The 14971-nt window shown below is 44.8% G+C and carries 14 protein-coding genes; 10 read left to right on the plus strand and 4 right to left on the minus strand.

From position 1 onward, the window contains the following. Positions 1–176 precede the first annotated feature (176 nt). Positions 177–725, plus strand: coding sequence for a 2'-5' RNA ligase family protein (locus tag DYH63_RS09535; RefSeq protein WP_116788586.1), 549 nt, complete (start codon positions 177–179; stop codon positions 723–725). Positions 726–835: 110 nt separating this feature from the next. On the opposite strand, the gene DYH63_RS09540 is transcribed toward DYH63_RS09535, so the two are convergent. Next, positions 836–1756: an SDR family oxidoreductase gene (locus tag DYH63_RS09540; RefSeq protein WP_240409111.1), complete on the minus strand. Its 921-nt coding sequence runs from the start codon at positions 1754–1756 to the stop codon at positions 836–838. 328 nt (positions 1757–2084) lie between these two features. Between DYH63_RS09540 and DYH63_RS09545 the strand changes: the two genes are divergently transcribed. The 5 genes from DYH63_RS09545 to DYH63_RS09560 all read left to right on the plus strand — a co-directional run bounded on the left by DYH63_RS09545 (position 2085) and on the right by DYH63_RS09560 (position 7960). After that, complete coding sequence (locus tag DYH63_RS09545; protein WP_116790794.1) at positions 2085–3254, plus strand: zinc-dependent alcohol dehydrogenase; 1170 nt, start codon at positions 2085–2087, stop codon at positions 3252–3254. Positions 3255–3306: 52 nt separating this feature from the next. Beyond that, positions 3307–4104, plus strand: a complete 798-nt coding sequence (locus tag DYH63_RS09550; RefSeq protein ID WP_116788588.1) for an SDR family NAD(P)-dependent oxidoreductase — start codon at positions 3307–3309, stop codon at positions 4102–4104. A 253-nt stretch (positions 4105–4357) separates the two neighbouring features. Then, complete coding sequence (locus tag DYH63_RS21290) at positions 4358–4531, plus strand: hypothetical protein (RefSeq protein WP_162926982.1); 174 nt, start codon at positions 4358–4360, stop codon at positions 4529–4531. Positions 4532–4699: 168 nt separating this feature from the next. Beyond that, positions 4700–7393 carry a DNA ligase D gene (gene ligD, locus DYH63_RS09555; RefSeq protein ID WP_116788589.1) on the plus strand — a complete coding sequence of 898 codons (2694 nt, stop codon included), beginning with the start codon at positions 4700–4702 and terminating at the stop codon, positions 7391–7393. 150 nt (positions 7394–7543) lie between these two features. Then, positions 7544–7960 carry a hypothetical protein gene (locus DYH63_RS09560; protein ID WP_116788590.1) on the plus strand — a complete coding sequence of 139 codons (417 nt, stop codon included), beginning with the start codon at positions 7544–7546 and terminating at the stop codon, positions 7958–7960. Positions 7961–7994: 34 nt separating this feature from the next. Here DYH63_RS09560 and DYH63_RS09565 read toward each other — a convergent pair whose 3' ends face one another. Beyond that, positions 7995–8282 carry a hypothetical protein gene (locus tag DYH63_RS09565; protein ID WP_116788591.1) on the minus strand — a complete coding sequence of 96 codons (288 nt, stop codon included), beginning with the start codon at positions 8280–8282 and terminating at the stop codon, positions 7995–7997. 263 nt (positions 8283–8545) lie between these two features. Between DYH63_RS09565 and DYH63_RS09570 the strand changes: the two genes are divergently transcribed. The 4 genes from DYH63_RS09570 to DYH63_RS09585 all read left to right on the plus strand — a co-directional run bounded on the left by DYH63_RS09570 (position 8546) and on the right by DYH63_RS09585 (position 11958). Further along, complete coding sequence (locus DYH63_RS09570; protein ID WP_116788592.1) at positions 8546–9028, plus strand: CinA family protein; 483 nt, start codon at positions 8546–8548, stop codon at positions 9026–9028. A gap of 126 nt (positions 9029–9154) precedes the next feature. Beyond that, positions 9155–9721: a YciE/YciF ferroxidase family protein gene (locus DYH63_RS09575; RefSeq protein WP_116788593.1), complete on the plus strand. Its 567-nt coding sequence runs from the start codon at positions 9155–9157 to the stop codon at positions 9719–9721. Between the two features lie 70 nt (positions 9722–9791). After that, positions 9792–10976, plus strand: coding sequence for a PQQ-dependent sugar dehydrogenase (locus DYH63_RS09580; protein WP_116788594.1), 1185 nt, complete (start codon positions 9792–9794; stop codon positions 10974–10976). A 10-nt stretch (positions 10977–10986) separates the two neighbouring features. Beyond that, positions 10987–11958, plus strand: a complete 972-nt coding sequence (locus DYH63_RS09585) for a gluconolaconase (protein ID WP_116788595.1) — start codon at positions 10987–10989, stop codon at positions 11956–11958. A gap of 194 nt (positions 11959–12152) precedes the next feature. Here the strand turns inward: DYH63_RS09585 and DYH63_RS09590 are convergent, their stop codons facing one another. Together DYH63_RS09590 and DYH63_RS09595 are read right to left on the minus strand one after the other, a co-directional pair. After that, positions 12153–12752, minus strand: a complete 600-nt coding sequence (locus tag DYH63_RS09590) for a YciE/YciF ferroxidase family protein (protein WP_116790795.1) — start codon at positions 12750–12752, stop codon at positions 12153–12155. 25 nt (positions 12753–12777) lie between these two features. Further along, positions 12778–14934, minus strand: a complete 2157-nt coding sequence (locus DYH63_RS09595) for a catalase (protein WP_116788596.1) — start codon at positions 14932–14934, stop codon at positions 12778–12780. Between the last annotated feature and the right edge of the window lie 37 nt (positions 14935–14971).

Below are 14971 nucleotides of genomic sequence, written 5' to 3' on the forward strand. Positions count from 1 at the left end.
ATATAAAACCTTAGCTAAAGTTTTTATAAATACGATACATATTCAAAAACAACCTTTTAATTTTATAGAGGTCATCGGCGGATACGAATAAAATGGATTCTGCCTATTAGGGCCAGACGAGCCGGACAAATCCTGTGGATGTAGTGGTTACAAAACTGAATTTGCATTGTAGCGATATGAAAAAGCGCATTTATAATCAAACATCGCTTTTTGGGCCCCTGTATGCCTACTTAGTAGTGCTGTCTCCACCTGAAAAGGTAAAAGCTGAAATTGCGGCAATTAAGAAAGAACTGAACGCCATCGCTACTATAAGCGATAGAAACCTGCATTCTATTGCCCACATTACACTTACGGATAAGCTTACCGATGATACGGAACTGACAGATACTATAACAGAACTTACTGCCCGGCAAAAGGCTTTTGCAGTTACATTAAATGGATGGGGCTACTTTGACCACGGGCATAGCATTACCATCTATTTAAAAATTACCGATCCCGAACCGATAATAAATATGGCTGAAGCATTAAGGTCTTCCGCCAAAACGCCCCACATTAGCCTGGCTAAAAAAATACCACATCAAACATTTGGAAAGCTAAGGCCCTATCTCGACAATTTAAATTATTCCGCGCAATGGATGTGCACAGAAGTTACCGTGCTACGCAAGCTGATGTCTGAAAAGCATTTAGGCTTCAAAGAATCATTTAAAATTCCGTTACAGCTTTAATAACAATAAATCCTGCTACATCACATAACAGGATTTTTTTTTGCTTCATCCAAGGGTCTTTAGTCATACGTGATGACCTGATTGCTGTCAGTAGTATTAATGCTGCATGGTTAAGGCTGCCCCGCACCACCTGCAGCCCCGTAAATCTGCCCCGTTGCATAACTGGCATCGCTTGCGGCAAGCTGCACATATATAGAGGCTAATTCCACCGGCTGGCCCGGCCTGCCCATCGGTGTATCGCCACCAAATCCTTTTAGTTTTTCCATTGTAGCCCCGCCGCTAACCTGCAGTGGTGTCCATATTGGTCCAGGTGCAACGCCATTAACCCTGATGCCTTTTGGGCCAAGCTGTTTGGCCAGCGATTTAATATAATTCGTTGTAGCGGCCTTGGTCTGGGCATAATCATACAGGTCTTCACTTGGGTCTGTTGCCTGTACGGAACTCGTACCAATTATTGAGGCACCCGCTTTCAGGTGTGGCAATGCGGCCTTGATGATCCAGAAGGGCGCGTAGATGTTCGTTTTGATAGTAGCATCAAAAGCTTCTGAGGTAATATCCAGTATCGATTTCTGCGTTTGCTGCCTTGCGGCATTATTCACTAAAATATCCAGCCCGCCCAAAGCCTTAACCGCTTCATCGACAAGCTTTTTGCAAAATGCCTCATCCCGCAGATCTCCGGGAATCGCTACTGCCTTGCGCCCTTCAGCCTTTATCAGCGCAATGACTTCCTTAGCATCTTCTTCCTCGGTGGGATAATAGTTGATCGCTACATCAGCACCTTCCCGGGCATAGGCAATGGCGGCTGCCCTTCCCATACCGGAATCCCCACCGGTAATCAGAGCCTTACGCCCTTTTAACCTGCCCGAACCCTTATAGCTTTTCTCGCCATGATCCGGGCGGGGGTCCATCTTACTTACCAGTCCCGGCCATTCCTGCTTTTGCTCCTTAAAAGGTGGCCTAACGTATTTTGTGGTGGGATCTTCCAGTCCTGGGGCAGGAGTAAAATCCCCACTGCCTAAACCCTCCGCCATAGCCGGGCTAATTACTGTGGTAGCCAGCACGGCACCGATGCTTCCGAGAGCCTTACGTCGGCTCATTGTGTTGTCTTCACTCATAACATTCTGATTTAAATTCCTAAAACTTAAAGTTATCACTCGCAATCCGGTACTCTTTTAAAAAAGGGTTAAATGTTGCCTAAAGTATTTGCCATGTATTTGTTAGGATAATTTTTACAGTGTTGGAACGATTGAAAAACGTTAATTATCAAAACTTTATAATTTGCACAAGAAAACATTTTTATCTCAAATGGTAACTTGTATAATTCAAATTGATACTATAAACCAATTAAAAATTCTTCATATGAAAGCAGCTGTTATCCACGGACCGGGCTCGATTAAATGCGATACCATTGACGACCCAAAACTTCAAAATCCTGACGATATTATTTTAAAAGTTACTACCACGGCAATTTGCGGCTCCGACCTGCATATTTATTCCGGCGGTATACCACAGCCCCGCCCCATGGTATTGGGGCATGAATTTATGGGTATTATCGAAGAAGTAGGCAAAAACGTTACCCACCTTAAACGTGGCGACCGGGTGGTTGTGCCTTTTCCTGTGGCTTGCGGCTCATGTTTCTTTTGTAACCATGAACTGCCGGGGCATTGTGAACACAGCAACCCGGAACATTATGGCCCTGAAGGCGGCCTGCTGACCGAAAAAGGCGGTGCACTCTTTGGCTATACCGACCTGTATGGCGGTTATGACGGCGGGCAGGCACAATATGTACGCGTGCCGTATGCTAATTTTGGGCCACGCGTTGTGCCGGATAACCTGACTGATGAGCAGGCCTTGTTCCTCACCGACATCTTTCCTACCGGATATACAGGTATAGACTGGGGCGAGGTTAAGGGCGGTGAGACCGTTGCTATTTTTGGCTCAGGCCCCGTAGGGATTATGGCGGCTAAAAGTGCCTGGCTGCGCGGCGCAGGCAGGGTGGTAATTGTAGATACGGTACAGTACCGCCTGGATAAGGCAAAGGCAACCGCAGGCTGCGAAACTATTCTTTGGGAAGATGGCGCTAAAGATGTTATTGCCCAGATACGCGATATGACCCAGGGCCGTGGCGCCGATGTATGTGTTGACGCTGTAGGTTTTGAGCCGGACCGTAGTTTTCTGGACAGGGCTAAGGCAGTTATCAACCTTGAGAAAGGTTCGGTTAAGGTGCTGGAGGCCTGTATGAGCGCCGTACGCCGTGGCGGTATAGTCTCAGTACTGGGTGTATACCCCACTTATTATGATAATTTCCCGGTAGGCCAGTTCTTCGACAAAGGCATCATACTTAAAGGCGGGCAGGCTCCGGCCCACAAGCATATCGATAAATTGTTGAGCTATGTAACCGAAGGTAAGGTGGTACTTGATGATATCATCACCCACAGGCTACCCCTGACTGAGATATCGCATGCTTATGATATCTTCAACAAAAAAGAAGACGGCTGCGTTAAGGTAGTGCTGGATCCCTGGGCCTAAATTTTATTAAAAACAAAATAGATCCAACAACTGTAAATTAAAACAATAAACTATGTCAAACAATCAAAACTATGCACTTATTACAGGTGCTACCAGCGGTATAGGCTTCGAACTCGCCAAGCTTTTTGCAAAAGATAATTACAATCTCGTTATTGTAGCCCGCAGTCAGGGCGAACTGGAAAGCAAAGCAGAGGAATTTAGATCGCAATACGGTGTAGAGGTAATAACTATTGCAAAAGACCTTTTTAAAAGGGAGGAAGCATTTGCCCTTTGCCAGGAGGTTACAGCGAAAGGCATTCAGGTAGATGTTTTGGTTAATAATGCCGGCCAGGGGGCATATGGCCTATTCCAGGATAATGACATTGAAAAGGAATTGGGGATTACTGACCTTAACATCGCTTCGCTGCTTATCATTACCAAGCACTTTGTAAAGGAAATGACGGCGCGCAACAGTGGCAAAATATTAAACCTTGCCTCTATAGCCAGCGAAGTACCCGGCCCATGGCAGGCGGTGTACCATGCTACAAAGGCTTTTGTACTCTCCTTCTCGGAGGCGTTGCGTTCAGAATTGAAAGATACCGAAATTACGGTTACTGCCCTGCAACCGGGCGCTACCGATACCGACTTCTTTAATAAGGCCGGTATGACCGACAGTAAAGCCGTGCAGGATAAAGATTCACTATCGAACCCTGCCGATGTAGCCAGGGATGGTTACGAAGCGCTAATGGCCGGTAAAGACAAAGTAGTTTCAGGGTTTAAGAATAAAGTCCAGATAGCCTTAGGTAATATAACGCCGGACACCATGCTCGCTGACCAGATGAACAAACAGCAGGAACCTGTAGATAAATAAAAATGAGAAGATGCCCGGGCCTAAAATCCGGGCTTTTTTAAACCATTAAACGTAAATCTTACTATGTTACCAAAAGTTTTGTCTCCAAAACAGCATGGAATTACTGATTGGGGTTTTGTAGCCGGATTGTTCATAATACCGGAAGTGATGAACGTGAATCCGAAGGCGAAAAGGTTGTAATGGATTATGTTATAATGTTGTGGCTGTTAATGGTTCAACCGATCACGGAGCGGGCTTTAAACCGGTTATCTCCATGAAGACGCACCAAAAGCTGGACTATGCCAACCTGGCTTTGCTTTACGGAATGTTTGCTGCAAAAAGAATCCAAAAAGATCGAAAGGCTCTTGCCTTTCATATAGTGCTGAGCGCATTAGCGACAGTAAATGTGCTTTTAACGGATTATGATAAAACCTACTATGCTATTTAGCAAATTTATCATTTTAGCGATACGTATGAGGTACAATAGTCGGGGTGCAGTATTAGCATAACCTATATTTTGAGTCAACTGATGCTACTTCAAGCTAAAGTTATGATAAATCAAGTTTGTATTTGCTGTAATCAAGCTAACTTTAATTGAATTATAGCAGTTAACATCATGGCTTTAGACAAATACAATCAGAAACGCGATGCGTCCAAAACACCGGAGCCTTTCGGCGGCAATAGCAGCGATAACCAATTGAGATTCGTTATCCAAAAGCATGCAGCGTCGCATTTACACTACGATTTCCGCCTGGAAATGGAAGGCGTGCTTAAAAGCTGGGCAGTACCTAAGGGACCGTCTTTGGATCCTGAGGTAAAACGCCTTGCCATGATGGTGGAAGACCATCCTTACGACTATCGCACTTTTGAAGGTATTATACCCCAGGGTGAATACGGGGGTGGCACTGTTATCGTATGGGATGAAGGTACTTACGAGCCTTTGGAATCCGAAGCTACAGATAAGAAGATGCAGGAAAAAGAACTCCTACACGGCCTTCATAGCGGCAAGGTCAAATTCAACATGAAAGGCAAAAAACTTAAAGGGGACTTTGCGCTTATTAAAGCGCACGGCCGTGGCGAGAACGGCTGGCTGCTCATGAAGCTGGATGACAAATACGCGACCACTGAAGACGTCACTAAAAAAGATAAATCCGTCATCTCAAAGAAAACCCTTGAGCAGGTAAGCGCAACCAGCACAAATATCTACGGTGAAAAGCCTGCGGAACCACAGCAGGATACGCTAAAGAAGAAAGTAGCAAAACGAGAAGTTAAGCAGGAAGAAAGTAAAATCAGTGCTGACATGCTATTGAAAAACAGCAAGCGCAGCAAAATGCCGGATAAAATAAAACCCATGCTGGCGACACTTGTGAATGAGCCTTTTGATGACCCGGACTGGACCTATGAGGTGAAGTGGGACGGCTACAGGTCCATTGCATACATCAATAAAGGTAGTGTGGAACTATCTTCACGCAACAATAAATCGTTTACCGAAAAATACTACCCACTGGTAAACACTATGAAGGAATGGACAGTCAATGCCGTCCTTGATGGTGAAATTTTAGTAATTGGCAAGGATGGCAAGGCTAATTTCGGCGCCTTGCAGAACTGGCGTAGTGAAGCCGACGGCGACCTGGTATACTATGCCTTTGACCTCTTATGGTACGAAGGGAAAGATATTATGGGGCTGCCGCTGTCCGAAAGGCAGGCCATCCTTAAAGAAATACTGCCGACGAACGATGACCATGTCCGCTTAAGCCAGGTCTTTACCGCAAGCGGGCTGGAATTCTTTGAAGCGGCAAAGCAAATGCAGCTTGAAGGCATTATGGCCAAGAAATCCAGCAGTACCTATCATCCCGATGCGCGCTCTAAAGAATGGCTGAAAGTAAAAGTGAACCAACGGCAGGAAGTGGTTATCGGGGGCTTTACCAAAAATGAAGGCTCATCCAAAACGTTCAGTTCGCTACTGCTGGGTGTTTACCAAAACGGTAAGCTGGAATATGTCGGAAAAGTCGGTACGGGATTTAACGCGAAGAAGCAAAAGGAAATGATGGAGCAGTTCAAACCGCTCATCACGGATTCCATTCCATTTTCCGCGGAGCCGGATGTTAATAAGCCTTCCCGTTTCAGGCCTAACCCTCCTAAAGCAAAAGCAACCTGGTTAAAGCCGGAACTGGTATGCGAAGTCAGTTTCGCGGAAGTAACTTCCGACGGGGTTTTCAGGCATCCATCCTTTGAAGGTATGCGTGATGACAAAAAGGCTAAAGAAGTTGTAAGGGAGACTGCTACTGCTACTGAAGCTGTAACAAAAGCTTCTAATGATAGCCCGGCAAATACTAAAACAAAATTGGTAGCAGCGCCAAAACGTGGCGGTAAACAAACACTTTTAAACCCAACGGAAGAAACCCAGGTTAAAAAAGTGAATGGGCACGACCTTAAATTTAGTAACCTCAGCAAAGTGTACTGGCCTGAGGAGGGCTATACCAAACGCGATATGTTTAATTACTATTATCAGGTAGCCGAATTTATATTGCCTTATTTAAAAGACCGCCCTGTATCATTAAACCGGTATCCCGGTGGTATCCATGGCAAGAGTTTTTACCAAAAAGATGTAAAAGGCAAAGCACCGGAGTGGGCAAATACTTTTCCGTACCATACCAGTGATGGGGAGGATAAGGAATTTTTGGTAGGTGATAATGAAGCAACATTGCTATGGATGGCATCCCTGGGCTGCATTGAAATGAACCCCTGGTTCAGCCGTACCGCGCATCCGGACAATCCCGACTACTGTGTTATTGATCTCGACCCCTCAGACACAACCACTTTTGAACAGGTCATACAAGCTGCCCAGGAAGTAAAGAAAGTATTGGATGCCATAGACGTAGTCAGCTATGTAAAAACCTCCGGATCAACAGGTATCCACATTTATATCCCTCTGGGTGCAAAATACACTTATAATCAGTCTCAGATGTTTGCCCGGCTGCTCGTTTCCATTGTGCATGAGAGGCTCCCAGGTTTTACTTCGCTTGAAAGAAAAATAAAAGACCGCGATGGTAAAATGTACTTAGACTTTTTGCAGAACAGGCCTGGCGCAACCATTGCCTGTGCTTATTCGTTACGGCCAAAGGTGGGCGCAACGGTTTCCATGCCGTTACATTGGGATGAAGTAAAGAAAGGACTAACGATGAAAGATTTTACTATCTCTAATGCACTCGCCCGTATTAAAAGTGAAGGCGACCTTTTTAAAGGCACGCTTGGAAAAGGTATAGAGATGGAAAAAGCACTCGAGAAAGCGCAAACAGTGTTTTATTAAAAACCGAACGATTCCCAATGCTAACGTTCTTATACCATAACCTTAAGAAATATTGGGTATGTATTGGAAAAAGTCCGAAATAAATCGGGTCACCGCCTGTAAGGCCAAAACGAGGAGCCAAGCGTCTATCTTTTAATTAAATGCACGAAAATGAAATTATCCATTAAAGCAGAGAAACTGTCACGGGCCTTTAAAAAGTATCACGTTCAGGGGCTGCCTTTCGCGGCTTCATTCAATGAATTTAGCGCTCCGGATACTGGTGATCCGCACGACCATCCATTTGATTTCATTACCCATATTTTAAGCGGTGGATATACGGAACGAAACTATTCAATAAATGAGCTTGGCGACGTCGATATTACTGATATTGAACGAAAAACCGGTACATCACATTACGTCAAAGCGACTGACATCCATCAGATTATTGACCTGCCGACGGAACATTGTGTAACGTTGATGATCCCGCAATCCGGTCATGTAAAGCCTACCTATTTTTATCGTTTTATCGACGGGAAGGCGTACCGAAGGTTGTGGAATAAACGCAAATTCCTGCCGGTTGAAAGTTGATTAATTTCACAGTAAGCTTTACCGTATCCATCGACTATTTGTAGATTGGTCCTGATTGGGTAAAACACATTAATTTCGTAACGCAATCTTTGGCGTTTACCAGGCAAATTTTATGTAAAGCGCGAAGCGCTGCCTGATCGTTAGTAAGCCCGAATTTTGATATAAATTCCTTTTTGAAGCTCTGGAATTCTTCTTCAATTCTACGCAGGCCCACATCCAACTTATATATCTTATACTCTTTTACATTGGCCTCCTCCTGTAAAATACGGTCTACCTTTAAACCACATTCACTTCTCGCAATATTTAATAGCTCTCTATCCATCGTGCCAATTTTAGAAAGATAAAATTTACAAAATAAGTTGAAAAGGATCAAACATTTTGACACTATTTTAAGAAAATACACATCGCTAATTAATTAATAATGAGTAATTAGCTTTCTCCACACCCTGATTTAAGAGATGCTAAAATTTTTATAAATAGGAATTTCATTAATGAATTATATAATAATTTTATTTACGCTTAGTGATAGGGTGTGATAACCTTCAGGTAGCGAATAGGAATAGGATCTATTTAAATCGTAAAGATATGCCATCAGAAATAGTATTACAATGTGCAGAGGCCATTGCCTCAAAAGGCCTGAACATTGCTTTTGTTGAAAGCGCAACCGCTGGCCGCATGTGTTCAGAGTTTTCTTTATCGCCAAGGTCAGGAGACATTCTCCGCGGCGGCATCTCCTGCTATGAGGTATTTATAAAAGAAAACATTCTTAAAGTGCCCCACGACCTTATAAAAAGGTATACGCCGGAATCTGCCGAGGTAACTGCTTCACTAGCCGAACATGCGTCTAAACTTTTTAAGACGGATTTTACCGTAGCTGTTACGGGGCTTACTACGCCGGGAGGTAGTGAAACCAATGAAAAACCGGTGGGAACGATGTTCATCTATATTCTCTCACGGTATGGATACATAGCTGATCGAACGGTTTACAGCGGAACTCCTGAAGAAATAGTGTTACAAACTATTGATAGGGCGGCTAAACTTCTTATCGAATATATAAACGAAACGTAACGATAGTTACTATAAGTAAGCGGAGAATCGAAAGGCTGTTAAACTAAAGCTAATTAAGAGTATTTTACAAATTACTGATTATCAGTACTGTAAATTTATAGTATAACCACTTAAAAACTTTACATTATGCCAAATTCATCAAAACAGGGAAGCGACGGCAGGGGACAGAGAATTGTGCCTGCCAAATCCTCAGCAGCTGAAGGATTAAAAGAGTTATTTATTGACGAATTAAAAGACATTATCTATGCGGAAAGGGCGCTGGTAAAGGCACTTCCAAAAATGGCTAACAATGCTTTTGATGCTAAACTAAAAAGTGCCATCGAAGAACACGTTGCGGTAACCGAACGCCAGGTCGAACGACTGACACAGGTATTTGAAATACTGGGAGAATCGAACAGGGGAAAAAAATGCGATGCCATGGAAGGCTTGATCAAAGAAGGTGAATCCATCCTTGAAGATACCGAACCGGGGCCTGTACGTGATGCCGGAATCATTTCAGCCTCACAAAAAATTGAGCACTACGAAATTGCCTCGTATGGTACGCTGATCGCTTTTGCAAAAATATTGGGCGAAGAAGAAATCGCTGCCCTGCTGCTTGAAACGCTGGAAGAAGAAAAAGACGCTGACAACATCCTGACCGATGCAGCATACAACAGCATCAATCTCGAAGCGGCTGAAGAAGATCAGGCATAATAAGAACCTACAATCCCCGTCATATCCGGCGGGGAATTTTCAAGTCTTTAATTATTAATCAGAAAATAGTATGTGTAGACAATTACTGTTAACCGGCACCTTACTGCTGCTAAGCCTGCACGGGGCCTTTGCTCAACGCGGAATCCCGCCTAAAGAAGTAACTACCACAACCCACACCACAAAATATGCGGAACACCTGGATTTTTTGCCGGAGATGGTTAAGCTGCTGAAAGTACCCGACGGATGGAACGTTAGTGTTGCCGCATCAGGTTTAGGCAAACCGCGGATGCTTTATCTGGGACCTAATGGCGAACTGTACATTACCCGAAGGGATGCAGGTGATGTCTTATTACTTAAGGACACCAATGGTGATAATAAATTTGAGGAAGTAAGCACAGTTGTTGCTGAATTTAAAGGCGTGCACGGCATTACCATAAAAGACGGCTGGCTATACCTGTGCAACAACAATGAGCTTCGCCGCTACAAGTTAAACAGTGATGGAACCGTTGGGGTAAAAGAAATGCTGTTTAAAGACATGCCCAGCGCCGGGCAGCACCCCAATCGAACCATGGATTTTGGGCCCGACGGAATGCTATATATTTCCATAGGAACGCTTTGCAACGATTGTAAAGAATCGGATAAAGAAGCTGCCACGCTGGTACAGGTTGACCCTGTTACCTGGAAAAGGACGATCTATGCTTCAGGCCTTAGAAATATGATCGGTTTTGATTTTCATCCGCAAACCAAAGAACTCTGGGGTGCCGACAATGGCGGAGACGCGAAAGGAGATAATTGGCCACCTGAAGAGATTAACCAAATAGTGAAAGGTAAAAATTACGGTTATCCGTTTGCTTATGGTAAGAAAGAGGTTGATGAAAGCCGTGAAGACCCTGCCGGAAACAGCAAAAAAGAATGGGTTAAAAATACAGAAGGCTCCGTGCTCGAACTTCAGGCGCACATGGCCCCAATTGCATTTGAGTTTTTTGGTACGGGATCTGGGACACCTGCCGGATATACCGGAGATGCCCTGGTGTGCTGGCATGGCTCATGGAACAGGGATAAGCCTGTAGGGTTTAAGGTCCAAAGGATCAATTTTGAAAACGGCGTTGCTGTAAGTGCTGACGATTTTTTAACCGGCTTCCTTCAGGGCAAGACCCGTTTTGGCCGTCCGGCAGGAGCCGCCATTACCGATGCGGGAGTGGTATACATCTCAGATGATGCCAACGGAGTGCTCTATTGTGTTAAACCCAACTAAGACCTTTATTATGAAAAAAATACTATACTGTTTTTTATTTGCCGGCTGCGCCGCTGTAATACCGTCTGAACCTACGGCACGGCTAGAATTCAGCGCCCCTGATAGTTATCCGGAGGGCATTGCTTATGATAGCATTGCCAACAAATATTATGTGTCTTCTGCGAGGTTAGGTACCATAGGAAGCGTTACATCCGCAGGTGCCTATACTGCACTGTATACAGACCCAACACTTAAATCAAGCTACGGCCTGAAGCTGCATCCTGATGGGAAGAGCCTTTATGCCTGTATTGGCGATGCCAATTACAGCAAGTTCACTTCGCCCGACACCCGTAAAAAGATGGCGAGGCTTATAAGTATTGACATTACAACCGGTAAAAAACTGCAGGATATTGACCTTTCTACTTTAGTGCCCGGCGAACATTTCCCAAACGACCTTATTTTTGACAGCAATCGCAATGCCTATATAACAGACAGCTTTGCGAACGTAATCTACAAGGTGACACCGGAGGGAAAAGCCAACGTGTTTGCTGACAGCCCCCTTTTCAAAACGAAAGGCGTGGGTTTAAACGGTATAGTATTCCACCCCAATGGCTACCTGCTGGCATGCAGTAGCGGTACCGGCGCTGTTTATAAAATAAGCATAAGTAATCCTAAACAAGTACAAAAAGTGAGTACTGACCAGTTTTTTGTTAATGCTGATGGACTTTTACTCACTAATGCTAAAAAGCTTATACTTGTGCAAAATGGCGGTAGTGATAAAATTTATGAGCTGACATCAGAAGATGGATGGTCCAGTGCAAAACTTTCTGCATCTACGCTTGCCGCCGACCGATTTACCTATCCTTCTACAGCGACAAAAGCGATGGATAAAGTTATGGTAATGAATGCCAACTTCAGCGAATTAGTAGACAGCACTTCTGTGCCATCCCAAAAATTTGCAATCCAGCATGCAAGGCTGATGCCACTGCCAAAGAGCAAATAAATTTCTAATAATCCAATTGGATGTCAAGCATGCAGTTGTGGTGCTGGCGGGTTATAGCAACGATCTCAGAAGCTAAACCCATATGCGTGTGCGCTCCTTATAACAGTCTTTGATGTAAATGTGTACTCAAAGCTGATAATACTTTATAAAAAAGCCGCTGTAATTACAGCGGCTTTTTTATAAGCAGTTACTAACTACTCTGCAATATCCTGTTGCAGGGTATTTTCTGCTGCGTCGAAGTTAATAGCACTATACGCGGCATCACTTAGCAACATATCGGCCTCTTTTTCTTCTGCAAGGGTTTGTGTAAGCAATTTAGCCGCGTCATTCTCGCCAAGGGTTTTTGCGAATGCAATCAGCGTACCATAAGTAGCTATCTCATAATGCTCAATTTTTTGCGAGGCAGCGATTATGCCTGCATCACGCACCGGCCCGGGAGCCGTTTCTTCCAGTATGCTGTCGCCTTCTTTTAAAAGCCCGGCCATAGCTTCGCATTTTTTCCCCTCCGCCTTTTCTCCCAAAAGGTCGAAAATGGTTTCCAGGCGTACCACTTGGTTTTTGGTCACGGCAAGGTGCTCTTTAATGGTTGAGGCCAGGTGTGGCGATGTAGCATTGGCTATCATTTTAGGCAGCGCACTAACCAGTGCATTCTCCGCCCAGTAGATATCCTTCAGGGAATCAATGAAGAAGTCTTTAAGTTCTGTAGCTGCATCTCCCGCCGGGCTTACTATTAGACCGGGTTGTTTATCCTGTTCTTTTGCCTTGTTGTTAACCGGCTTTTCTGAATTTTTCATGTCTTTATTTTTAGTATGTTGTTGTTTATACTGTTGCTTCACGTGCCCAGAAACGGTGGTTGGCCATCGCTGTAATAAATTTTGCGGCAAAAGCCTGGTTGTCAACCTCACGGTCGATGATAATGCCGTCGTCTTCGTTATGAATTTTAGAGGCAAAACCGGTTCCCGAAAGCAGGTCCAGGCCGCCTGCCTGTGCACCGATTACTTTACAATGCCTATAGGCATCACTAAGAAAATCCAGCACATCGCTGTCCTGTGAAAGTTCGTTAAGATCGAGTCCGCCGGGAATATAGATAGCGTCAAACAAGACTGATGATGAAGTAAGGAACGTGAAATCGACGGCCAGCTCGCCGCCTGCATCGCCTTTTACGACACCATTATAAGGTGCAATTACGCAGCCTTTAGCGCCCTGCTTAATAAGCGCTTCTTTAATATCCAGGACAGCTTGTTCATCCACGCCATCAGCACAGACAATGGCTACCTTACGCGATTCAATTGTTGGTTTAACAGTGGGGTTGTTAATCATGCTCAGTGCGGAAGATGCTTCAACGGATGAAGGTACCGATTTCGGTTCCTGGTCCCCGCCAAGATTTTCGGGCGATACTCCATGATTCATGGGATGCTCCGGTTTAGCGGGTATAGTTAGCCTTAAGCCCGCAGCCACTTTATTAGCGAGGTCGGTATCAACTTGTGAAAGTATACCCAGCATTCGCACCCTGATGGCGGTGGTTTCTACTTTACCAAGCTCAAAGCGCAATGCTTTTACGATATGGTCTTTTTCAGTTTGTGTCTGGCTGTTATAAAACAATTTTGCCTGGCCAAAATGGTCAGAAAAGCTTTCGCTCCTGCCGCGCACCTTGTGCGCCTCTATTCTTTCATTAAAGCTGGCAAAGCCACCTTCAGCTATCTTTGCCTGGTACGGGCACCCACCACCTAATGAATTTGGTGAATAGCTAACCCTGCCTACATTGATTTCCTGGCGCATATGGCCGTCGCGTTGGTTATTGTGTACCGGTGCTACCGACCTGTTAATGGGGATTTCATGAAAGTTAGGGCTGCCAAGGCGTGACAACTGCGTATCAGTATAAGAAAAGAGCCTCCCTTGTAAAAGTGGGTCGTTTGTGAAATCGATACCCGGCACTATGTGACCTGGGTGAAAAGCGATTTGCTCCGTCTCGGCAAAGAAATTATCCGGGTTACGGTTAAGTACCATTTTACCAATTATAGTTACGGGAACAAGCTCTTCAGGGATAATTTTTGTAGGGTCCAGCAGGTCAAATTCATACTTGTGCTCATCGGCTTCCGGCACTATTTGCACACCAAGTTCCCATTCAGGGAATTTACCCGTATCAATCGCCTCCCAAAGGTCCCGCCTATGGAAATCAGGATCTTTTCCCGAAATCTTCTGAGCCTCATCCCAAACCACGGCATGGGTACCTAATTTTGGTTTCCAGTGGATCTTCACAAAGTGCGACTCATTCTGCTCGTTGATAAAACGGAATGTGTGTACCCCAAAACCTTCCATCATACGGTAGCTTCTAGGTATTGCCCGGTCAGACATCAGCCACATGATCATGTGTGCCGACTCGGGCATCAGTGAGATAAAATCCCAAAACGTATCGTGCGCAGAGGCCGCTTGTGGAATCTCGTTGTGTGGCTCCGGTTTTACGGCATGCACAAGGTCCGGGAATTTAGTGGCATCCTGTATAAAAAATACCGGGATATTGTTGCCCACAAAGTCATAAATACCTTCCTGGGTGTAAAACTTAACCGAGAAGCCGCGTACATCGCGTGCAAGGTCGGTAGAGCCACGCGATCCTGCAACTGTTGAAAAGCGTGCAAAAACCGGTGTTTTAAGGCCTGCTTCCTGCAGGAAGCCAGCTTTGGTAAACTGCGGTATGGGGTTGGTTACTTCAAAGTAGCCGTGTGCGCCGGACCCCCTTGCGTGTACAATGCGTTCCGGGATGCGCTCATGGTCAAAGTGGGTAATTTTTTCTCTGAGGATAAAATCTTCAAGTAAAGATGGCCCACGTTCTCCCGCTTTCAGCGAGTTGTTGTCATCATTAATTTTAACGCCCTGATTGGTAGTCAGAACTTTGTTGGTACCGTCAGATTTGTTGGTGAGCAAATCCTTTTGCTTATCATCCTGATGGTTGATTCCCCTTGCGTTGTTTTGTTCCATTTTTTTTTGCTGTTATAGTATTCCTAAAGGTCAGTAT

The sequence above is a fragment of the Flavobacterium psychrotrophum genome (assembly GCF_003403075.1).
Lineage (GTDB): Bacteria > Bacteroidota > Bacteroidia > Flavobacteriales > Flavobacteriaceae > Flavobacterium > Flavobacterium psychrotrophum.